The organism is Yoonia sp. 72 (assembly GCF_034652275.1).
In the GTDB taxonomy this organism is placed as follows: Bacteria; Pseudomonadota; Alphaproteobacteria; order Rhodobacterales; family Rhodobacteraceae; genus Yoonia.
In genome coordinates this window covers 130,870-153,005 of record NZ_JAXIWG010000003.1, presented here as the reverse complement: position 1 = coordinate 153,005, position 22,136 = coordinate 130,870, and the positions used below count along the sequence as shown (strand labels likewise).

The 22,136-nt window shown below is 63.4% G+C and carries 20 protein-coding genes; 17 read left to right on the top strand and 3 right to left on the bottom strand.

What is annotated here, in order from left to right; translation table 11 throughout:
* Positions 1-82 precede the first annotated feature (82 nt).
* From VCK47_RS13060 to VCK47_RS13045, 4 genes are all read left to right on the top strand, one after another.
* Positions 83-2,167, top strand: a complete 2,085-nt coding sequence (locus tag VCK47_RS13060) for a dynamin family protein (RefSeq protein WP_322890440.1) — start codon at positions 83-85, stop codon at positions 2,165-2,167.
* The gene (locus VCK47_RS13055) at positions 2,167-3,015 is read left to right on the top strand and encodes a dynamin family protein (RefSeq protein ID WP_322890441.1); all 849 of its coding nucleotides are present in this window, start codon (positions 2,167-2,169) and stop codon (positions 3,013-3,015) included. Before VCK47_RS13060 ends, VCK47_RS13055 begins: the two co-directional genes overlap by 1 nt.
* A gap of 76 nt (positions 3,016-3,091) precedes the next feature.
* Positions 3,092-3,454: a hypothetical protein gene (locus VCK47_RS13050; RefSeq protein WP_322890442.1), complete on the top strand. Its 363-nt coding sequence runs from the start codon at positions 3,092-3,094 to the stop codon at positions 3,452-3,454.
* A 26-nt stretch (positions 3,455-3,480) separates the two neighbouring features.
* Positions 3,481-4,260: a hypothetical protein gene (locus VCK47_RS13045; RefSeq protein WP_322890443.1), complete on the top strand. Its 780-nt coding sequence runs from the start codon at positions 3,481-3,483 to the stop codon at positions 4,258-4,260.
* A gap of 2 nt (positions 4,261-4,262) precedes the next feature.
* Here VCK47_RS13045 and VCK47_RS13040 read toward each other — a convergent pair whose 3' ends face one another.
* Together VCK47_RS13040 and VCK47_RS13035 are read right to left on the bottom strand one after the other, a co-directional pair.
* Positions 4,263-5,159 (bottom strand): NAD(P)-dependent oxidoreductase, encoded by an 897-nt coding sequence (locus VCK47_RS13040; protein ID WP_322890444.1) that lies wholly within the window; start codon positions 5,157-5,159, stop codon positions 4,263-4,265.
* 10 nt (positions 5,160-5,169) lie between these two features.
* Positions 5,170-6,708: a trimethylamine methyltransferase family protein gene (locus tag VCK47_RS13035; RefSeq protein WP_322890445.1), complete on the bottom strand. Its 1,539-nt coding sequence runs from the start codon at positions 6,706-6,708 to the stop codon at positions 5,170-5,172.
* Positions 6,709-6,821: 113 nt separating this feature from the next.
* Between VCK47_RS13035 and VCK47_RS13030 the strand changes: the two genes are divergently transcribed.
* From VCK47_RS13030 to VCK47_RS12970, 13 genes are all read left to right on the top strand, one after another.
* Entirely contained in the window at positions 6,822-7,724 is a 903-nt protein-coding gene (locus tag VCK47_RS13030) for a LysR family transcriptional regulator (protein WP_322890446.1), read from the top strand.
* Positions 7,725-7,785: 61 nt separating this feature from the next.
* The gene (locus tag VCK47_RS13025; RefSeq protein WP_322890447.1) at positions 7,786-8,991 is read left to right on the top strand and encodes a GTP-binding protein; all 1,206 of its coding nucleotides are present in this window, start codon (positions 7,786-7,788) and stop codon (positions 8,989-8,991) included.
* Entirely contained in the window at positions 8,991-9,254 is a 264-nt protein-coding gene (locus tag VCK47_RS13020) for a DUF6525 family protein (protein WP_322892291.1), read from the top strand. The genes VCK47_RS13025 and VCK47_RS13020 overlap by 1 nt, the downstream gene beginning before the upstream one ends.
* A 67-nt stretch (positions 9,255-9,321) precedes the next feature.
* A complete protein-coding gene (locus tag VCK47_RS13015) occupies positions 9,322-10,554 on the top strand; it encodes a putative DNA modification/repair radical SAM protein (RefSeq protein ID WP_322890449.1) in 1,233 nt (410 codons plus the stop codon).
* A complete protein-coding gene (locus VCK47_RS13010) occupies positions 10,551-11,978 on the top strand; it encodes a UdgX family uracil-DNA binding protein (RefSeq protein WP_322890450.1) in 1,428 nt (475 codons plus the stop codon). The genes VCK47_RS13015 and VCK47_RS13010 overlap by 4 nt, the downstream gene beginning before the upstream one ends.
* Before the next feature lie 26 nt (positions 11,979-12,004).
* Positions 12,005-13,333, top strand: a complete 1,329-nt coding sequence (locus VCK47_RS13005; protein WP_322890451.1) for an AarF/ABC1/UbiB kinase family protein — start codon at positions 12,005-12,007, stop codon at positions 13,331-13,333.
* Between the two features lie 52 nt (positions 13,334-13,385).
* Positions 13,386-14,603, top strand: coding sequence for an FAD-binding domain-containing protein (locus VCK47_RS13000; protein ID WP_322890452.1), 1,218 nt, complete (start codon positions 13,386-13,388; stop codon positions 14,601-14,603).
* On the top strand, positions 14,600-15,517 hold the full coding sequence (locus VCK47_RS12995; RefSeq protein ID WP_322890453.1) for an NAD(P)/FAD-dependent oxidoreductase: 918 nt from the start codon (positions 14,600-14,602) through the stop codon (positions 15,515-15,517). Before VCK47_RS13000 ends, VCK47_RS12995 begins: the two co-directional genes overlap by 4 nt.
* Positions 15,507-16,322 (top strand): isoprenylcysteine carboxylmethyltransferase family protein, encoded by an 816-nt coding sequence (locus VCK47_RS12990; RefSeq protein ID WP_322890697.1) that lies wholly within the window; start codon positions 15,507-15,509, stop codon positions 16,320-16,322. The genes VCK47_RS12995 and VCK47_RS12990 overlap by 11 nt, the downstream gene beginning before the upstream one ends.
* Positions 16,312-17,016, top strand: a complete 705-nt coding sequence (gene ubiG / locus VCK47_RS12985) for a bifunctional 2-polyprenyl-6-hydroxyphenol methylase/3-demethylubiquinol 3-O-methyltransferase UbiG (RefSeq protein ID WP_322890454.1) — start codon at positions 16,312-16,314, stop codon at positions 17,014-17,016. The genes VCK47_RS12990 and ubiG overlap by 11 nt, the downstream gene beginning before the upstream one ends.
* Complete coding sequence (locus VCK47_RS12980; RefSeq protein WP_322890455.1) at positions 17,013-17,405, top strand: DUF4149 domain-containing protein; 393 nt, start codon at positions 17,013-17,015, stop codon at positions 17,403-17,405. Before ubiG ends, VCK47_RS12980 begins: the two co-directional genes overlap by 4 nt.
* Positions 17,402-17,620, top strand: a complete 219-nt coding sequence (locus VCK47_RS12975) for a DUF2805 domain-containing protein (RefSeq protein ID WP_322890456.1) — start codon at positions 17,402-17,404, stop codon at positions 17,618-17,620. Before VCK47_RS12980 ends, VCK47_RS12975 begins: the two co-directional genes overlap by 4 nt.
* Before the next feature lie 90 nt (positions 17,621-17,710).
* Complete coding sequence (locus VCK47_RS12970; RefSeq protein ID WP_322890458.1) at positions 17,711-20,245, top strand: cation:proton antiporter; 2,535 nt, start codon at positions 17,711-17,713, stop codon at positions 20,243-20,245.
* Here the strand turns inward: VCK47_RS12970 and VCK47_RS12965 are convergent.
* On the bottom strand, positions 20,208-22,019 hold the full coding sequence (locus VCK47_RS12965; protein WP_322890459.1) for an SLC13 family permease: 1,812 nt from the start codon (positions 22,017-22,019) through the stop codon (positions 20,208-20,210). The genes VCK47_RS12970 and VCK47_RS12965 overlap by 38 nt on opposite strands.
* Positions 22,020-22,136: the final 117 nt, after the last annotated feature.

Here is a 22,136-nt window from a genome sequence, read left to right as displayed (position 1 = left end):
AATCTTGTGTAGTCTCATGATTTGGCGCTGGGGCGAACTCCTGCTATTGGTGCGACGACCGCAGTGTTGAGGACAGATACGAATGAAGATGGAAGAGCTGGCAAAAGTGGACGGATACAAGGTCCCGGCAGCACATCACCCGTTCATGAGCCTGGGTCTGGAAAAGCTTGACCTGTTTCATGAAGAGATCGCCGATCTCGAAGCGACATTGAAAGATGTCGTCAAGCTGGGCGGCCAGGATGCAGAAAAGAAATCTGTAAAGCTTATCAAGCAGTTACGCGCCTTTGAACCCAGCATCACGATGATTGGCCAGATCAAATCCGGCAAGACGTCACTGGTCAACGCCATGGTCGGGCGCCCTGATTTATTGCCCGCCGACGTGAACCCGTGGACCTCTGTCGTGACCTCGCTGCATCTGAACGCGCCTTTGCCAGAGGACGCGCCAACGGCGACTTTCCAGTTCTTCAACAAGGACGAATGGGACCATCTTATCGAAAACGGCGGGCGAATCGGTGAATTGTCCGCCCGCGCCGGTGCCGACGAGGAGATGGAGAAAATCCGCCTTCAAATTGCCGAAATGCGCGACAAGACCAAGCGCCGGCTTGGCCGCAAATTCGAGCTTTTGCTGGGTCAGAAACACAATTACGCTGACCTGAACGACGAACTTGTGCAGCGCTATGTCTGTATGGGCGACGATTTCGACGATCTGGACGAACCCGACCAGCAGGGCCGTTTCGCCGATATCACCAAATCCGCCGATCTCTATCTGGACGCCAAGGCGATCCCGATGCCGCTCTGCCTGCGTGACACACCCGGTGTGAACGACACCTTCATGATGCGCGAACAGATCACCATCAACGCCTTGCGCGACAGCCGCATCTGCGTGGTGGTCCTGTCGGCGCATCAGGCGCTCAGCTCCATGGACATGGGATTGATCCGCCTGATTTCCAACGTGAAATCCCGCGAAGTCGTGATTTTCGTGAACCGGATTGACGAACTGGCCAACCCCGCTGCACAGGTTCCCGAAATCCGCGACAGCATCCTGCAAACGCTGCTCGACAACAACGGCCCCGAAAATCCGAAACTGATTTTCGGCAGCGCCTATTGGGCGAATATCGCGCTTGCGGAAAACCTCGATGCGATCGTGGCCGACAGTGCCGAGGCGATGTTCAACTGGGCCGAAGCCTCGCTCAGCGCGGAAACCGCGGGCATGGAAACCAAGGAACTGGTCTGGCACCTGTCGGGTGTCCCCGAACTGTTCCGCGCCGTGTCCGAACGCATCACCGAAGGGCCGGGCGCCGAAATCCTGACCGCGTGCCGCAAACGCGCGCTGAACCTTGTGGGCGGCGTGCGCGCGTCGTCATCCATCGTGTCGATGCGTCTGGACGGTGACACCGTCGAAGTCATGCCGCATGCCCAGCTTGTCCAGCATCTGGACCGGATCGCCGAAACCAACATCAAGCTGCTGAATGATCGCCTTGATATCGTGTTCCAGCAATTCGGGTCGCGGGTCGATCAATCGCACAAACGCTTTCTTGATCGCGCGCTGGAATCGCTGCTGCAACATCTGGAAAGCAGGGGCGAAGAAGAGGTCTGGCAATACAGCCCCGACGGGCTGCGGATGCTGCTGCGGACCAGCTATCAGGTGATGCGGCGCAATGTGACCGCGACCTGCGATCAGGTCTTTGCAGCGGCCTCGGAAGATCTGGCCGAAACCTATCGGGCGGCCTTTGGCGTCGCGGTCGAGAACTTCAAGATCACACCGCCGGCGGCGCCCGAAATTCCCGCCCCCGTCACTTTGGGCCAGACGATCGCGCTGGACCTGCAGACGTCGTGGTGGAAAGGCTGGTGGAAACGCCGCAAGGGATACCGTGCTTTCGCCAGCGGGTTCTACGACCTGATCGAGGCCGAAACAGCCCCCATTGTCGAAGAACTCAAGGATCGGCAGGCAATGGATATCCGCGCCATGGCCGAACGCGAATTGCGCGAATTTCTTGACGAACAGCGCGGCTTGCTGACGGACATCAGCGAAAAATCCACCGTGCATATCGACGATCTGAAAAACATCTTTGGCATCACGGCGCAGCAGGAACGCGAAGAACTGTTCGATTACATCATCGAAGAACTGACCTTCCAGACCCGCGCCGCACCGCAAGGAACTGAATGATGACCGACGCACCCGTCGCATCCATTGGATCGCGCAAGCCCCGCATCGCGCTGATGGGGGAATTCAGCGCCGGCAAAAGCACGCTGTCCAATCTGCTGCTCGGCGCACGGCCTTTGCCCGAAAAGGTGACAGCGACACGGCTGGCACCCGTCTGGATGTCCTATGGTACAACCGCGCCCTACCGCGTGACGGTCGACGGCGCGACAGAGCCTGTGGCGCTGGAACGGCTCGAATCCATTCCGGTGGCGGAAACCCATGTGATCCGCCTGTTCATGGAATGCGATATCCTTGAACTTTGCGACCTGATCGACTTTCCCGGGATTTCGGACCCGAACATGTCGTCAGAGGTCTGGGAACGCATGTTGCCAGAGGTGGACGCCGTCATCTGGTGTACCCACGCGACGCAGGCCTGGCGCCAATCCGAAGCGGCCGTATGGAACATGATGCCCGACGCGGTCAGGGATTTTTCCATTCTGCTGATCACCCGCTATGACAAGCTGATCACCGACAAGGATCGCCGCCGCGTGTTCCAGCGCGTGCGCCGCGAGACCGACGGGCAATTCGCCGCGACCTTCCCGATCTCGCTGCTGCAAGCCTTGCAGGCGGGCGATGATTACGAAAAATGGGACGCCAGCGGCGCAGGGCCTTTCGTGACCCATCTGATCGACATGATCGAAAAGCTGACCAAGATCGCGGCACGCACCGACCAGCCCCTTTATAACATCGCCAATGGCACACCGATCCCAGAGCCTGTGCGCGCAACGATCATGCCACGCCGTGTGCAACGCGTCCGTCAGGACCAAGAGCCAGAGGATGACAGCGACGGGCCGGTGCGTGCATCCTCGTGATGGCGGCACGGCAGGACTTCCCCCTGCCATGAATTTGCCTTAGTCACAGGCTTGGCAGAAACAATGGGCAGGACCAATGGTCGCTGACGCGCTGGACAGATTGCACGACAGATATCCGGGTTGCGAAACGCTGGCCTTTGCGGATCTGTCGACCAATATGGTCCTGATCACGAATTCGAACACAACCTTCCGCCGCGAAGGCCTCGATTCGCTATGCAGCGAAGCGGCGCTGGCCTTCGGCACCGACGGGACGCGTACAATCGGCGATGCTGCGGCGATGACAGCTTTTGTTGCGACCCGCGACCAGTTGCGGATTTACATTCGCGATGCGCGTGAACCGCATGACGCGCTGTGCTGCGTGTGCAGCCATGAGGTGGCAGTCGACAGTTTCCTGAAAGATGCGCGCGCCTGCCTGCACGAGATCAGCAATGGCGCATGACATCCCCCAAATGAGGACCTCGCACCGTGAGTGACCAGAGCGCGCTTGTCACGAAACTTATGGCACTGGCCGATGACAGCAGCAGCTTTGTCGGCAGCGCCCGTGTGATTTCGCTGGCGGGGGTGCCAGGGCCGATCGCGGCGATCATTGACGAAATCGACACCGCGGTGCTGGAACGCGCGCTGGTGTTCGACATCGACGGCGTCGTGTTGCGCATGGCCGTGGCGGGCCGCCGCCTGCGCGGGGTCATCGACATCGCCGGTGTCCCGCAATCGACCCAAGCGGTCACGGGCAAGGTTCTGTCGCAGGACGACATCGCCACGACCAAGGCAGTCGGCACCCTGCTGGCGGACCTGTGCAAGGATGCCAAACAGGTGACGGTGCAGGCCAAACCCGCCGAACCCCTTGGCAACCCGTCCGAGGCGGGTGTGCCCGCAACCGCGCTGGCCGGTCTTTGGGAGGTGGCGCAGGTGGGTGCCCCGCAGTCGAAAATGTCGCGCTTTCTGGCCGTCAATGCCGCCACGATCACGGCCTTCATTCAGGCGCAGGACGGCACGATCACCGCGACACAGGGCGATACAGCACAGCTTGACCCGATCTGGCATGACCAGTTCGGCCCGTTCCGCAAACGGCAAAAGGCAATCTTTCCACGGCAGGACAACCCGCTTCTGGTCTGTCTTGACAATGCGTTGGGTGACGGACGGGCCGCTGCCATCGCCGTTGCTGGCGACGAGGCCAGCGTTTTCGCCTATGACCCTCCCGCGATCAGCGCCGTTCTGGCATCGTGGCGCATGATAACAAAATAGCGCTAGAGCCGCGCTGGAAAGCCCTCAGCGCGCAGGTCGGTCTGCAACAGATCCTCAAGCAGCTTCACGATCATCGGCGATTGCGCGCCCCCGCCATAGGCCGCGCGCGCCGCGACATAGGTCTGTTCGGTCGCCCCCGCCAGATCCAGCGGAACGCCGAATTCGCGCCCGAAATCCAGCGCAAATCCCAGATCCTTCAATGCCAGATCGATATTGAACGCGATGTCATAGGACCCGTTCAGCACCAGCGCACCTTCGGTTTCATGCACGAAGGAATTGCCCGAAGACGCCTTGATCGCATGCCACGCCTGCCCAAGGTCAAGACCCCCGCGTTTGGCCAACATCAGCGCCTCACCGCAGGCTTTCAGATGGATAAAGGCCAGCATATTGGTGATGACCTTGATGATCGACGCAGACCCAAGCGGCCCCATATGGAACACCTGATTGCCGATGGCCTGCAGCGCGGGCAGGTGCAGGTCGAACATGTCCTTGTCACCCCCCGCCAGCATGGTGATCTGGCCTTGGGCCGCCAGATGCACGCCGCCGGTGACAGGCAGTTCCATCATCCGCACGCCCGCTGCCGCAGCCTGATCGGCAAAGGCCAGCACATCGTCGCGGCCCAGCGTGGACATTTCGATCCAATGCGCACCGGGTTTCATCACGGGCAGGATACGCGCCAGCACCTGTGCCGTGACGGCGGGCGATGGCAGGCAGGTGATGACATGATCGACCGATGCAGCGACCGCCTCTGGCGTGTCGGCCCACTGCGCACCGGCTGCGCAGACCGCATCGCCCGCGGACCGGTTCAGGTCGGTCACAGTCAGCTCCATCCCCGCACGCCGCAAACTCGCGGCACAATGCCCGCCCAGATTACCCAGCCCGATATAGCCGTAATGCATCGCTGGCCCCTTAATTGAAATAAATGCGATAATCCGCACGGATTGCGGCGTCGACATCAGGGTCGATCTGCCGCCCCGCCTTGGCCAGAATGCTGTTCTTGCGCGAAATCGCCTTGTCGAGCAGCATGGGCCGGTCGGCCTCGACCCATTCCTTTGGGCTCATGCGGTTGCCAAGCACCGGATAGATGTACTCCGTCTGCATCAGTTGCAGCGTCTGGTCGGACCCTAGGTAATGGCCCGCGCCGTCAAGGCAGACGGCCTTCATCGCCTCGATGGACGTGCTGTCCTCGGTCACGTCGATCCCGCGCACGCAACGCATGACCTGCCCCAGAATGTCATCGCCCAGCACCAGCGATTCCAGACAGAACCCCAGCAGCGACGCATGCATCCCCACCGCCTCGTAAACCATGTTCAGCCCCGACAGGCCCGCAAGGACATTGGTGATCCCCTGTTCCCAACCGGCCTGCATGTCGGGCAGCTTGCTGTCGGAGATCCCTGCCGCAGCCCCCCCCGGCAGGCCGTAGAAATGATGCATCTGCGCGCAACCCGCCGTCAGCAGCGCCTGTTCGGCCGATCCGCCCGACATCGCCCCCGTGCGCAGGTCCGACACAAACGGCCAAGTGCCGAAAATCGCCGGATGCCCCGGTGCCATCGCGTTGACATAGACGACGCCTGCCAGACATTCCGCCACCGCCTGCACGATGGCGAGCGCGATGGGTGCCGGTGCCGTCGCCCCCGCCTGCCCTGCCGATAGCAGCAGCACGGGCATACCGCCACGGATGCAGCTTTCCATCGCCATGCAGCTTTCCTCGGCGAATTTCATGGGCGGGACGACAAAGCAGTTGGAATTGGAAATGAAGGGCCGCGCGCGCCATGCCGCCTCGCCCCCTGCGATCCGGTGGATCATGTCGAAACCGGGGGCCACATGCGACGGGTCGCTGAACGATGTGCCCACGTGCTTTGTCGTGCCCGAACAGCAGGCATAGATCGTGTTCAGGTCCATTTCGAGATTGTCGAGAACATCTCGGCAGACCATCGCCCGCTGGAAGAAATGCACATTTTCAAGGTGATGCGTGATCCGTGCCGCATCGAACAGGTCCTGCGCCGTGCTGTCGCGATAGGTGTTGGTCGCAAGGTCCACGATATGCACCGCCGCCCCCGCCGTACCGAAATGCACGTTGGTGCCGGACAGATGCAGGTCGTATTTCGGATCGCGCCCGAACAGGGTGATATCGCGCGCCGCCTTGGCGAGCATATCCTCGACCAAGGCACGCGGAAACCGCAGGCGCCCGTCATCGCCAAGGATCGCACCAGCGCGGGTCATGATCTCGATCCCCGATTGCGGGGCTTGGGACAGGCCGATCTGTTCCAGCGCATCAAGGGCCGCGTGATGGATGCGCAGCACCTCGGCATCGGTCAGCACTTTGAGCCGGCCACCGGGCATGCCCGCGCGCACGGGGCGCTTATCCTCGGCCAAGGGTGCAGAACGCAAGGCAACCCGCGCGGCGCGGCCGCCGCTGCGGGATTTCAGTTGGATCGTGTCGGACATGGGGCTCTCCACAGGGCGGATTTGCGACGATCCTGCGCCCAAACCGGACATCTGGCAATCAGGCATTCCGGTTGTTATTGATCGGGATCACCGATCAGGGCAGAGTGATTTCCATGCAAATCGAATTGATCGAAACCTTCCTTGATCTGTGCGAAACGCGCAGCTTCAACCAGACAGCCGAACGGCTGGGGGTGACGCAATCCACGATCTCGGGCCGGATCAAGGCGCTGGAAAAGGCGATTGGCCGCCCGCTGTTCTCCCGCTCGCGCGCAGGCACGGCGCTGACCACCGAAGGGCTGCGGTTCGAACCCCATGCCCGCAGCTTGCGGCATAGCTGGATCACCGCGCTGAACGCCACGCGCGACAGTGGGATCGCGGGGGTCACGATGCGGATCGGGTTGCAACACGACCTTGTCGGCATGGCGATCAGCGCGCTGATCGGGCAGTTTCGCGCCGCCCTGCCTGATACGGTGTTTTTCTTCGAGGCCGATTATTCCGCGCAGATGTGCGCCGATCTGGTGACAGGCGCGCAGGATGTGGCGGTGCTTTACACCCCCAAAATCCACCCCGATCTTTACTTCCAGACCTTGGGCGAGGTGCCTTATCTGATGGTCTCGACCCACGCGTCCCGCCTGACCGAGGTGCGCGCCGACAGCTATATTCTTGCCAATTATGCCCCCGCTTTTGCGCAAAGCCATGCGGCCTTGCTACCCGACCTGACGAATGTGTCGCTGTCCATCGGGCAGAACGCGGCGATGGTCGATCTGGTCACATCGCTGGCGGGCAGTGCCTATGTGCTAGCTCCGTCTGCACAGGCGCTGATCGCGGCAGGCCAGTGCCATCTGGTGACGGATGCGCCGGTCATCACCCAGCCGGTCTTTGCAGGCGTCACCCTGCGCAACCGGCACCGTGCGGCCTATCGCCGGATGGTGCGGATACTCGACGGCCATTTCGGATCGTCCCCGCCGATGACCGCAGGCCGGTCCTTGCGGATGACGCGCGGCACTGCGCCCTAGGTCTTGCAAGGCCTGCGCGACTCCTTTAGTTATGTTATAACATTACATAGAGGAGAAGAGCATGGCAGACACACGCTTGCCCGTCACGGTTTTGTCGGGGTTTCTGGGTGCGGGAAAAACCACCCTGCTCAACCATGTCCTGAACAACCGCGAGGGCCGCCGCGTCGCGGTGATCGTCAATGACATGTCCGAGGTGAACATCGACGCCGATCTGATCCGCGAAGGTGCGGAACTGTCGCGGTCCGAGGAAAAGCTGGTCGAAATGACGAACGGCTGCATCTGCTGCACCCTGCGCGACGACCTGCTGCAAGAGGTGCGACGCCTGTCCGCCGAAGGACGGTTCGATTACCTGCTGATCGAATCCACCGGCATTGCCGAGCCCCTGCCCGTCGCCGCGACCTTTGATTTCAGGGACGAGGATGGTGACAGCCTGTCCGATGTCGCCCGTCTCGATACGATGGTGACGGTGGTGGACGCGATCAACCTGCTCAATGATTTTGCCAGCCATGATTTTCTGGCCGATCGCGGCGAAAGTCTGGGGGACGAGGATAACCGCACGCTGGTCAACCTGCTGACCGAGCAGATGGAATTCGCCGATGTCGTGATCCTGAACAAGACAACTGACGCAGGCCCCGACAAGGTCGATGCCGCGCGCAAGATCATCCGCGCGCTGAACCCTGATGCAAAGCTGATCGAGACGGACCAGTCCCGCGTTGATCCTGATGCGATCTTTAACACGGGCCTCTTTGATTTCGACCGCGCGCATGAACATCCGTTCTGGGCCAAGGAGCTTTACGGCTTTGCCCATCACACACCCGAAACCGAGGAATACGGCATTTCGTCCTTTGTCTACCGCGCCCGCGCGCCGTTCGATCCGGCAAAGGTCCATGTCGTCCTGACCGGCGATCTGCCCGGCGTGATCCGCGCCAAGGGCCATTTCTGGCTGGCGACGCGGCCCAACTGGGTGGCGGAATACAGCCTTGCGGGGGCGGTGTCTTCCGTCACGCCCTTGGGCGGTTTGTGGGTGTCGGTGCCGCGCGACCGCTGGCCCACACACCCCGACATGCTGGCCGAGGTTGCGGGTAAATGGGCGGAACCTTGGGGTGACCGGCGGCAGGAACTGGTGTTCATCGGCGCGGGGATGGATGAGGCCGCAATCCGCGCCATGCTCGACGCAGCATTGATCCCGGCGCAGGATTTCACGCCCGACGCGTGGACAGGGCTGGCCGATCCGTTTCCGCAATGGGGCAAACGGCAGGCGGCATGATGCGGCGGAACCTGCAGACCACCCTGCGCGGGAAACCGCGCCCTGACCCGATGCGCGATTTCGATGCCCTGCCGCCCCCCTTGCGGCAATGGCTTGCCACCGCACGCCTGCCGTGGAGCCCACGGTCCGCGCGGCGGATCTGGGCGAAATATCAAGGGGATGCGGCGGCGGCACTGGCATCCTTGGAACGGGCTGAACGTGCGACCCTCGCCCGTGATGTGCCGAAAATCTGGGGCAAGGCGCATCCATCCGTGCAAATCTGACTGCGGCGGATTGCCCCTCGCAGCCGCCCGCCATTGACGAACAAATGCAGAACATTAATGTGGGGTCATGGTAAAAATGACCTTGCAAGACAAGCTCGCGATTCTGTCGGACGCCGCGAAATACGACGCCTCCTGCGCCTCGTCGGGGGGAGAGCGGCGGGATTCGAAGAAGGGCGGCCTTGGGTCATCCGGCGGGGCGGGCATCTGCCATGCCTATACACCGGACGGGCGATGCATCTCGCTGCTCAAGATCCTGATGACCAACTTCTGCATTTTCGACTGCGCCTATTGCATCAACCGCGTGTCCTCGAACGTGGAACGCGCAAGGTTCTCGGTCGAAGAGGTCGTGACCCTGACGCTGGAATTCTACCGGCGCAATTACATCGAAGGGTTGTTTTTATCTTCCGGCATCATCAAATCGCCCGACCAGACCATGGGCGACATGGCGCGGATCGCGAAAAGCCTGCGGGTGGATCACGGGTTTCGCGGCTATATCCACCTGAAAACCATCCCCGATGCAGCACCAGAATTGATCAAAGAGGCGGGGCTTTACGCAGACCGATTGTCGATCAATGTGGAACTGCCGCAGGATGCATCCTTGCGCAAATTCGCCCCCGAAAAGCGCCCCGAGACGATCCGCGCCAGCATGGCGCAGGTGCGGCTGGAAGGGGAAGCCGCCAAGGACAAATCCCACACCGGCAAACGCCCGCCGCGTTTTGCGCCCGCAGGCCAAAGCACGCAGATGATCGTCGGCGCGGATGGCACCGATGACGTGACGATCCTGAACAGCGCGACGCGGCTTTATTCGGGCTATAAACTGCGGCGGGTCTATTATTCCGCCTTCTCCCCGATCCCCGATGCCTCCGCCGCACTGCCGCTGGTCCAGCCGCCTTTGGTGCGCGAACACAGGCTTTATCAGGCGGATTGGCTGCTGCGGTTCTACGGCTTTTCGGCCGAGGAGATCGCGACAGGCACCAAGGCGGGGCATCTGGATCTGGAGCTTGATCCGAAATTGGCTTGGGCGCTGCAGCACCGCGACCAGTTTCCGGTGAACGTGAATAGCGCCAGTCGCGACATGCTGCTGCGGGTCCCCGGTTTCGGGACGCGGATCGTGGACCGGATCATCGCGGCACGGCGCAATGGTGCCCTGCGGTACGAGGATCTGGTGCGCATGGGTGCGCTGATGAAAAAGGCCAAGGCGTTCGTCACCATGCCCGGCTGGACGCCTGCCGCGATGACCGACAGCGTGAACTTGCGCGCGCGTTTCGCGCCGCCGCCCCAGCAGTTGCAGCTGATTTGACCTACGCCGTCACGCTGCCCGATCTTGGCACGCTGGACGCATGGCGTGCGGCGGCGCGGATCGCCATTTCGCACCGGATCGCACCCGATCTAATCGACTGGACGGGGGGTGGCGGGTTGTTCGCCGCCAGCCCCCTGCCCGACGAGATAGGCCCGCATCAGGCGAAGGTGCCCGCTGTCTTCTTCGACATCGCCAAATCCGCGATCTGGCATAAATCGCCCGACCGTGCGGCGCTGCTGTATCAGGCGCTCTGGCGGATCGACCGGCGCGAGGGTGATCCTTTGTCCGCCGCCGATCCTTTGGGCCGGCGATTGCAACTACTGGCCAAGAACGTCCGCCGCGACATTCACAAGATGCATGCCTTCGTTCGATTCCGCGAATTGCCCACCGACAGCGCCCGCCGCCGTTTCGCGGCTTGGTTTGAACCCGAGCATCACACGCTGGAACCCGGTGTGCCGTTCTTTGCCAAACGCTTTGCCGATATGGACTGGATGATTGCCACGCCGGAGCTGACCGCGCATTTCGAAGACGGCAAGCTGCGCTTTGGCCCTGCCGCCGCCCGCCCCGATCTGCCTGATGATGCCTCGGAAACCCTCTGGGCCACCTATTTCGCCAATATCTTCAACCCCGCGCGGATCAAGCTCGATGCGATGCGGTCGGAAATGCCCAAGAAGTATTGGAAGAACCTGCCCGAAACGCAACTGATCCCCGCCATGCTGAAAGACGCCGAAGCCCGCGTGCAGCGGATGCGCGAGGCAGGCAGCACCCCCGCCCGCCCCGGTGCGGCGGCGATTTCCACGCGGTATCGGGCCGCGATGCCGCAGGCGGTGGACTTGCCCGACAGCCTGGATCAGGCGCGCGACGCCGCCTTGCACTGCCGCCGTTGCGGATTGTGCGAAAAGGCGACGCAGACGGTCTGGGGCGCGGGCGCGCCGGATGCCGCGCTGATGATCGTGGGCGAACAGCCTGGCGACCGCGAGGATCTGGAAGGCAAGCCCTTTGTCGGCCCCGCGGGACAGGTCTTGGGGCAAGCGATGGCCGAGGCGCAGATTGTCCCCGCCGACACGTGGCTGACCAATGCGGTCAAGCATTTCAAATTCACCCCGCGCGGCAAGCGGCGTATCCACCAGTCGCCTGACCGCGCAGAAATCGACCATTGCCGCTGGTGGCTGGGGCTGGAACTGGGGTTCGTGCAGCCGCAACTGACCGTGGCGCTGGGGGCCACTGCCGCCTATGCGCTGACCGGCAATGCCGCACCCTTGGCGGACCGCCAGGGCAAGATCGAACAAGGCCTGCACAACGGGCCTGTGCTGGTGACATGGCATCCGTCCTACGTCCTGCGCCTGACCGACGCTGCGGCACAGGCCGCAGCGCGTGCCGATCTGACCGCCGCCCTTTACGAAGCCGCGCGCCGCGCCACTTAGCAGGTGATGCAGACCACAGGTGCCCAGTGACCCAACCCGATGACAGAGCGCGCGGCACACCCGTGCCGACCGGCCGAACAAGCCGTCTATTCCGCATGGGCGGGATCGCCGCAGGGATCGCAGGCGGCGTTGCGGCGGGTGGCTTGCGGCAACTTGCAACAGGGCGACGCCCCGGCATGGCGGACCTGTTGCTGACGCCGTCCAATGCGCTGCGGCTGACCGACGGGCTGGCACAGATGCGCGGGGCCGCGCTGAAGATGGGGCAGATGCTGTCGATGGACACCGGCATCGTACTGTCGCCGGAACTGACCGCGATCCTTGCGCGCCTGCGCGACGATGCGCGCCACATGCCGCCCAAACAGCTCCAAGACACGCTGAACGCACAATGGGGTGAAGGCTGGCGCAAGCGCTTTGCCTCGTTTGAGGTGCGCCCTTTCGCCGCCGCGTCCATCGGGCAGGTGCATCGCGCCACCACGCATGATGGCCGCGATCTGGCGATCAAGGTGCAGTATCCGGGTGTGCGCGCCAGCATCGACAGCGATGTGGACAATATCGCCGGGCTGATGCGCCTGCCGGGGCTATTGCCGCGCGGCATGGATATTGCCCCGCTGCTGGCCGCCGCGAAAGCGCAGTTGCACGAAGAGGCCGATTACAGCGCCGAGGCCGCGCATCTGCGCCGTTTCGGTGATCTGCTGGCGGGGTCAGACGCGTTCATGGTCCCGCAGGTGCAGGACGATTTCAGCACCGACGCGGTGCTGGCGATGACCTATCTCGAGGCTGATCCGGTCGATGTGCTGGTGGATGCGCCGCAGGACGTGCGCGACCGTGCGGCGCGCGATCTGATCGATCTGGTGTTGCGCGAACTCTTCACCTTTGGCGCGATGCAGACCGACCCCAATTTAGCCAATTACCGCGTGGACCGCGCGACGGGCCGGATCGTGCTGCTGGATTTCGGGGCAGTGCGCAGCATCAATCCCGCGCAACAGGCCACGTTCCGCAACCTGATGAATGCGGGGCTGGATGACGACAGCGGGGCGATCAGGCAGGCGATGCTGGACATCGGCTATTTCGGCACAGCCACACCGCCGCCGCATCAGGACCTGATCCAGCGGATGTTCGACACCGCGATGGTCCCGCTCCGGCAGGATGCGCCGTTCGATTTCGGCACGACGGACCTGCTGGAACGCCTGCGCGATATGGGCATGGTCATCGGCAACGACCGCGACCTGATGCATGTGCCACCCGCCGAGACGCTGTTTTTGCACCGCAAGATCGGCGGCATGTATCTGCTGGCGACCAAGCTGCGCGCACGGGTCAATCTGCGCGCGCTTCTGGAAAATTACCGGACGCATTGAATTTGCCCGCCTGCGCCACACCATAGGGGTGACAGAGCAGGACGTTTCCAAGATGATCGAGTTTACCCCCACCCGCGCCGCAGGGCTTGCCGCGATGACCGCCTTTGTGCCCGCGATGGGCAAGCGCTATGCCAACGGTCGCAACTACGACCACGGGGCGGGGGCGCATAAGGCGGTGTCACAGCTGTCGCCCTATATCCGCCGCCGTCTGGTGACCGAACAAGAGGTGGTCGAGGCCGCCATTGCCGCGCATGGTGCGGACAAGGCCGAAAAGTTCGTCGAAGAAGTGATCTGGCGCAGCTATTTCAAAGGCTGGCTGGAACGCCGCCCGCAGGTCTGGGACAGCTATGTGCAGGGGCTGCAGGGTGATCTGGCCGCGCTCGACCGCGACCGAAAGCTGCGGCGCGATTTGGAAAGGGCGATGGACGGGCAGACGGGATTGGCCTGTTTCGATGCCTGGGCCACTGAGCTGGTCGAGACAGGCTATCTGCATAATCACGCGCGGATGTGGTTCGCCTCGATCTGGATCTTTACGCTGGGGCTGCCGTGGCGGTTGGGGGCGGATTTCTTTTACCGGCACCTGCTGGATGGCGATGCCGCGTCCAACACGCTGGGCTGGCGCTGGGTGGCGGGGCTGCACACGCGCGGCAAGCCCTATCCAGCGCGGGCCGACAATATCGCGACCTTCACCAACGGGCGGTTCACACCGCGCGCAAGCGATCTGGCCGATGTCACGCAAGGGCTGGAAGCGACGGAACCGGACGGCCTGCCCTCTGTCCTGCCCCTGCGCGATATCATAGCCCCGAAGTCGGGCGTGCCGACCGCGCTGCTTATCACCGAGGAGGATTGCGGGATTGCGGATTTCGATCTGGCCGACCTCGATATCCGCACCTGCGCGACACTGGCCGCCAGCCATCTGCGATCCCCTTTGCCAGTGGCCGATGCGGTGATGCAGTTCGAGGCGGGGGCGCTGGCCGACACCGCCGCCCGCGCGGGCATGACCGCCGTTCCGCTGCGCGCCGATCATCCCGACGCGCTTGCGAAATGGGCGGCAGCGGCAGGGGTGGCGCAGATCGTCACGCCATACGTGACACGTGGCCCGACCTATGACTGGCTGCAAGAGGCCAAACCCTATCTGCAAGCCAATGGCGTCACGCTGGCCGAATGGCGGCGCGACTGGGATGCAGCCATATGGCCGTCAGCGACTGCCGGTTTCTTCAAGGTGCGCCAGCAGATCCCCCGCGTTCTGGCCAATCTGGTGCCGGTATGACCATCATTGTCATCGGAGCGGGCATCGCGGGCCTGACCGCGGCGCGCAAGCTGGCGGATGCGGGGCTGGGTGTTGTCGTGCTCGACAAAGGGCGCGGCATCGGCGGGCGTGTGGCGACGCGACGGGCCATGGGCCTGCATTTCGACCATGGCGCGCAATATGTCAGCGCCAAGGGTGCGGGTTTTGCGGCCGTGCTGGGCGAACTCGCGGCAAGCGGCCATGTTGGCGCATGGCAGACGGGGCATGTCGGCACACCCGGCATGTCGGCGCTGGCCAAGGGGATCGGCGCAGGGCTGAGCGTGCGGCAAGAGGCGCTCGTCACCGGGCTGTCGCGTGAGGACAAAGGCTGGCGGGTGCATCTGGGGGATGAGGTGCTGCCCGCATCGCAGGTGATCTGCACCGTCCCAACCCCGCAGGTGGCCGGGATCATCGGGGCGGATCATCCGCTGGTCGCGCGGCTGACGGATGTTGCCTATGCGCCCAACCTGACGCTGATGGCGGCGATCGACGGGCCAGCGCCTTTCATCACCAAACGGGACCCGGACGCCGATCTTGCATGGATCGCGCAGGACAGCACCAAGCCTGACCGCCCGCAAGGGCCGGTGGCTTGGGTGGCGCAAGCCAGCACCGCGTTCAGCGAAACGCATCTGGAACTGGAGAAGGACGCTATTGCGGACCTGATGCTGCCGTTGCTGCTGGACCGGCTGGGCGCGACGCTTGCGCAGGTCCGCTATGCCGCCGCGCACCGGTGGCGCTATGGGCAGGTGACGCAGGCCTTGGGCGCGCCTTTCCTGCGCGACGATACCGGCACGCTTTATCTGGGCGGTGACTGGTGCCTTGGGCCGAAGGTCGAGGATGCATGGACCAGTGGCACCGCGATTGCCGATGATCTGCTGGCGCGCGATGCTGGCTGATCCGCGCATCGCACGGCTGATCGCCTTGATCAGCGCGGCTTTGCACCCGCCCGCAGGGGCGGGGCGGATCGCGCTGGCGCTGGTGCTGGGCGTGATCTGCCACGCGACCTTTGCCGCCGCCGTGCTGGCGATGATTGCGGCGATGTTCTTTGGCCTGAGCGAGAGTTTCGGCGCCGTGCCATGGCCTTGGGCGGCACTCGCCAATGCCGCGCTGATCGCGCAATTCCCGCTGGCGCATTCGTTCTTTCTGTCGGCGCGCGGCAGCAAATGGCTCGCGCGGCTGATCCCCGGACCGCATGGCGCGACGCTGGCGACAACGACCTATGCGATCATCGCTTCGGTGCAATTGCTGGCCTTGTTCACGCTCTGGACACCGTCCGGCGTCATCTGGTGGCGGGCCGAAGGCATTGCTTTCTGGGCCATCACCACCGCCTATGCCGCAAGCTGGCTTTTGCTGATGAAGGCAAGTTTTGATGCGGGCGCCGAGGTGCAGTCGGGCGCGTTGGGCTGGATGTCGCTTCTCGCGCGGATCAGGCCGGTGTTTCCCGACATGCCCACGCGGGGATTGTTCGCGCTGATCCGCCAGCCGATCTACGTGGCTTTCGCTCTGACGCTGTGGACCGTGCCGGTCTGGACGCCGGATCAACTGGCGCTGGCGGTCAGCTACACCGCCTATTGCCTGCTGGCCCCGCGGATGAAGGAACGGCGCTTTGCCCGCCGGTATGGTGCAGATTTCGCCCGTTACCGCGCGCAGGTGCCTTATGCACTGCCACGATTGAAAAAGGACAAACCCCATGCGCAATGACCTGACCATCTATGACACCTATGCCGACAAATGGTGGTCCGATGACATCCGCTGGGTCAGGACGCTGAAGAACCTTGTGCCCGGACGGTTAAAGCATTTTGATAAAGTGATCGACTGGCAGGGCAAGGATGTGCTTGATCTGGGCTGCGCTGGCGGGTTCATGGCCGAGGCGCTGGCCAAGCGCGGCGCGCAGGTCACCGGGATCGACCCCGCCGCCGAGGCCATCACCGCCGCGCGCCAGCATGCGAGATCGGAAGGATTAGACATCGCCTATGATGTCGGCATGGGCGAGGCGCTGCCCTATGACGCCGCCAGTTTCGATGCGGTGGTCTGCGTCGATGTGCTGGAACATGTCACCGATCTGCAAAAGGTGATGTTCGAGGTCGCGCGCGTGCTGCGCCCCGGCGGGCTGTTCCTGTTCGACACGATCAACCGCAACCCGCTGGCGCGGCTGGCCACGATCACCGTGGCCGAGGATATATTGCGCCTGTTGCCGCGCGGCACGCATGACCCCGCCATGTTCATCAAGCCCGCCGAATTGCGCAAGGCGATGGTGACGGCGGGGCTGGTGCCTGCGCGTTTCACCGGACTTGGGCCGCGTGGAGTAAACCGACGGCTTGACCTGACCTTTGGCCCCTTACCGCTGACGGCGATCCTTTACATGGGCCATGCCCGCAAACCGGAGCCTGCATGACCCTGACCCTTGCCATCCTTGTCACTGCACTGCTGTTCGGCGGCATGGTGCTTTACTCATTCGGGTTTGCGGCGTTCCTGTTTTCCGCTTTGCCCGGACCGGTCGCCAGTGCCGCCCTCAGGCAAGCCTTTCCGCATTTCTATCTGTTCGTCATCGGATCGGCAGGTGTGGCTGCGGCCTTGCTAGCATTGCATGATCCGGTCGGCGCGGCGCTGCTTGCCCTGATCGCGGTGACCACGGTGCCGGCACGGCAGATCCTGATGCCCGCGATCAACACCGCCACGGATACGGGTGCCAAAGGCCGGTTCAAGGCGCTCCACGGTTTCAGCGTCGCGATCACGCTGGCCCATATCGCGCTGGCGGGCGTCGTGCTGGCGCGGTTCGCATGACCGGTAAACCGGACGATCCTGACCAAGCCACGATCAGCGAGATCATCGAAATGGCGCTAAGCGATCACACAAGTTTTGCGCAAATCCGCGCGCTGCACGGCCTGTCGCCGGATCAAGTCAAAGCACTTATGCGGCGCGAACTGGCCCCCGGCAGCTATCGCGCGTGGCGCAAGCGCGTGCGCCAGTTTGGTGACAGGCGAGCAGTCTACAAATAAACCGCCCAAGCAAGGCGCAAAACCGCGTCGATCCCGCCGATCAGCCAAGTTTGCCCATGCGTTTCCTGATCTGTGTGATATTTCAAGATCATGGACATCATTCTCATCACAACAGTGATCGCGTCACTGTTTCTGCTGATCGGCGTGGCAGAGCCGCTGGCCGACCGGCTGCGCGTGCCGTTCACGGTGATCCTTGCGCTGTTGGGCGTGGCCATCGCCACGGCGGCGCTGTTCTTCTTGCGCACGGACCTGACCAATGCGCTGAACCCGATGGCCGAGGCGATCCTTGGCTTGCCGATCCGGTCCAACGTGTTCCTTTACGTGTTCCTGCCGACCCTGCTGTTTCAGGCGACCTTGGGCATGAACCTGCGGCGGATGCTGGACGACTGGGTGCCGATTCTGGTGCTGGCGGTGGTGGCAGTCGTCGTCGCCACGCTCAGCGTCGGTTACGCCTTGTCCTTCGTCAGCGCCTTGCCGCTTGCGGCCTGCCTGCTGGTGGGGGCCATCGTGTCCACGACCGACCCGTCCGCTGTCGTGTCGAATTTCCGGTCGATTTCCGCGCCGCAGCGGCTGGGCAGGATCATCGAAGGCGAAAGCCTGCTGAACGATGCCGCCGCCATCGCGCTGTTTGGGCTGTTCATGGGTTTTGTGATGCTGGGCGTGCCCGACCCAAACCTTGGTGACGCGCTGACGCGGTTTCCGGTGCTGATCTTCGGCGGTGCTGTAGCGGGCTGGTTGGCGGCCCGTGTCGCAGTCTGGCTGATGTCGCTGTTTGCGCGGTTCGAACTGGCGCAGATCTCGGTGTCCGTCGCCCTGCCCTATCTGGCCTATATTGGTGCCGAACAGATGATCGGTGCGTCAGGCGTGATCGCGGTTGTGGTCGCTGGATTAACGCTGAATCTGACAGGACCCAGCCGCCTGCCCCCGCAATCATGGGCCAACCTGCGCGAAGTGTGGGGGTTGCTGGCACATTGGGCGGGGGCGCTGATCTTTGTGCTGGCGGCGCTGTTCATCCCGCGCCTGCTGGAAGAGGCCCGACCAAGTGATTTTGCCCTGATCGCCGTAGTGATCGTTGCGGCCATTGCCGCGCGCGTCGTGATCCTGTTCGGCCTGTTGCCGCTGTTGACCTTGCTGCGTCTCTCGCCTGCGGTGGACCGGCCATATCGCGTCGCGATCCTGTGGGGCGGGTTGCGCGGGGCAGTCACGCTTGCGCTGGCGCTGGCCGTCACCGAAAGCGCGCGCGTGCCGCTGGAGGTCAAGCGCGTGGTCGGTATCCTTGCCACGGGTTTCACGCTGTTCACGCTGATCGTGCAGGGGTCGAGCCTGCGCTGGGTGATCGCCAAGCTGGGCCTTGACCGGCTGTCGCCCATCGACGACGCGCTGTCACGGCAGGTGGTGGCCGTCGCTCTCCAGACCGTGCGCGAGGATGTGGCGCGCACAACCGAAAACTACGATCTCTCGCGCGAGATTGTCCGGTCCGAGGCAAAGCGTTTCGGCGAGAGGTTGGACGAGGCCGTCAAACAGGCCGAGGAAAGCGCCGACCTGCTGGACCGTGACCGCATCACGCTGGGGCTGATCGCGCTGGCAGGGCATGAACGCGACACGATCCTTGACCGCGTGCGCGACCGGACGATCTCGGCACGGATGGCCGAACAGGTGCTGGCCGATGCCGAACGCCTGATTGAAAGCGCGCGCCAAGGCGGGCGCAGCGGCTATCAGCGCGCGGCGAAACGGTCCGTCACCTATGGGCGGGCGTTCCGCGCGGCGGTGTTCCTGCACAACCGGCTGAAGTTTTCGATGCCGCTAGCGCGGATGACAGCCGACAGGTTCGAATACCTGCTGTCGCAACGGCTGATCCTGCGCGATCTGGACGTGTTCATCGACGGGCGCATCCGCCGCATCCACGGCCGCCGTGTCGCCGATCTGTTGCAGGAACTGCTGGCCCGACGGATCGAGCTGGTGGAAACCGCGCTCGAAGGGCTGCGCCTGCAATATCCCGGTTACGCCGAAGAACTCGAACGCCGTTTTATCCGGCGCACGGCCTTGCGGTTGGAAGAACGCGAATATGCCGCGATGCGCGATGACGGGCTGATCGGCGCCGAGGTCTATACCACGCTGGCGCAGGACCTTACGCAGCGGCGGGCGGCGGCGGAAACGCGCCCGCCGCTTGATATCGCGCCGCAAAGGTCCGACCTTGTCCGGCAGTTGCCTTTGTTCGCCGATCTTGACGATGCCACCCTGCGCCAGCTGAGCCGCGCGTTCCAGACCCGTTACGCCAATGCCGACGACATCCTGATCCGCAAGGACAATGCCGCCAAGCGGGTGTTCTTTATCGCATCAGGCGCTGTCGAATTGCAGGTCGCAGGCCAGACATGGCGGCTTGGTCCGGGGGAAATGTTCGGCCAGATGGCGATCCTGATGCAAAAACCGCGCCGCGCCTTGGTACGGGCAATCGCGCCCTCGACACTGCTGGTGCTGGACGAGGAACGGTTCCGCCGCTTACTTAAACGCAGTGACAGGTTGCAGCAGGCGGTGCGCGCCAGCGCCGAAAAGCGGGGGATCGCGCCTGAACGGCTGTTGTCGGATGTTACAGAGGCCACACCACCAGCAACAACGGCAGGCTGACCGCGACCACCATCACCTCGAGCGGGAGACCAAGGCGCCAGTAATCGCCGAACCCGAACCCGCCGGGGCCAAGGATCAGGGTGTTGTTCTGGTGCCCAATAGGTGTCAGGAACGCGCAGGACGCGCCAATGGCTACCGCCATCAGGAAACTGTCGGGGTTCACGCCCAAGGTCGCCGCGATCCCGATGGCGATGGGGCATAGGACAGCGGCCGTCGCTGCATTGTTCATCACGTCCGACAGAAACATCGTGGTGACCAGCACCACGGCCAGCGCCGCGACCGCATTACCCTGCGCAACAGTGCCGACAAGGAACTGCGCCAGAACTTCTGCCGCCCCCGTCGTCTGCAATGCCCCGGCTACGGGGATCAGCGCGCCCAAAAGCACGATTACGGGCCAGTCGATCGCGGTATAGATATTGCGCGGCGGCACCGTGCGGAACACCATCGTGGCGATCACGCCCAAGGTGAAAGCCGCCGCCGCAGGCAACAGTCCAAAGGTGACCACCGCGACCGAAATCAGCATGATCGCCCCCGCGATCAGCGCCATGCGCTTGTCGGGGATGCGCAATTCGCGTGCGCCAAGCGGCACACATCCGGTCTCGCTCGCGAAATCCGACAGCGCCTCGGCGGGGCCTTGCATCATCAGAAGATCGCCTGATTTAAGCTTGAGCGTGCGTAGCCGCGCGCGCGGCGGATGCCCTTCGCGGGCCACGGCAAGCAGGTTCAAGCCGTAGCGCGTGCGCAGCCGCAGGTCGCGCGCGGACCGCCCGACAATGCTGGACGCCGGCAACACGGCCAGTTCGCGCAGAACGATATCGGTGTCGCGTTTGGACTTGGCGCTTTCGTCATCGGTCTTGTCGGTCTTGTCCGCGTCGGCGGATGAAGCCTTTTGTTCTTCCAGCGTGATCCCGAACACCGACAGCGTTTCCGACAGCGCGTCGACTTCGGCTTCCATAACCAGAATATCGCCTGCGCGGATGCGCCTTGCACCATGCGGCGCGGTGATCCGCACATCGCTGCGGACCATGGCGATCACCTGCGCATCGCTATCCGCGATCTCGCTTTCAAAGGCGCGCAGGGTCAGGCCGACCGCCTTGCTGTCGTCTGGCACGCGGACCTCTGTCATATAGGCACCCGTCGCGAAATCACCGTCCGCCACCGATTTGCGCTTTGGCACCAACCGCCAGCCGATTAGGACGATGAATGCAATACCACAAAGCGCCACGGCCACACCCACAGGGGCAAAGTCGAACATCGCGAACTGGCCCAGCCCCGCCTCGGCGCGGAAACCGGATACGATCAGGTTGGGCGGCGTGCCGATCAGCGTGGTCATCCCGCCAAGGATCGTCGCAAAGGCCAGCGGCATCAGCACTTGTCCCGGCGTCATATCCAGCCTGCCGGACAGTTGCACCGCGACCGGCATCAGCAGCGCCATCGCGCCCACGTTGTTCATGAATCCGGACAGCAAGGCGCCCAGCCCCATCAGCGCCGCAAGGCTGGCCGTGCGCCCCGCCGCGCGCGGCAGGACCGTCCGCGCCAGCCAGTCGACCGCACCGGTGGTTTGCAGACCCTGGCTCAGGATCAGCACGCAGGCCACGGTGATGACTGCAGGATGCCCGAACCCCGCAAAGGCCGCATCGGCTGGCACCAGCCCCGCAACCACACAGGCCATAAGAGAGGCAAGCGCCGTGACATCGTGCCTGAACCGGCCCCAGAGGAACATCGCCATCGTGGCTGTCAGAATGGCGATGATCAGGATTTGGGCTGTAGTCATGGGGCAACTTTCACATCAGGCCGCAGGCGGCCGCAACCGCTGGCTGAGAAGGCTTATATGGGGCACGCCGTGGCAGACCGCAAATGCGCCGCTACGGCAAAAGAAAAGGGCCGGATC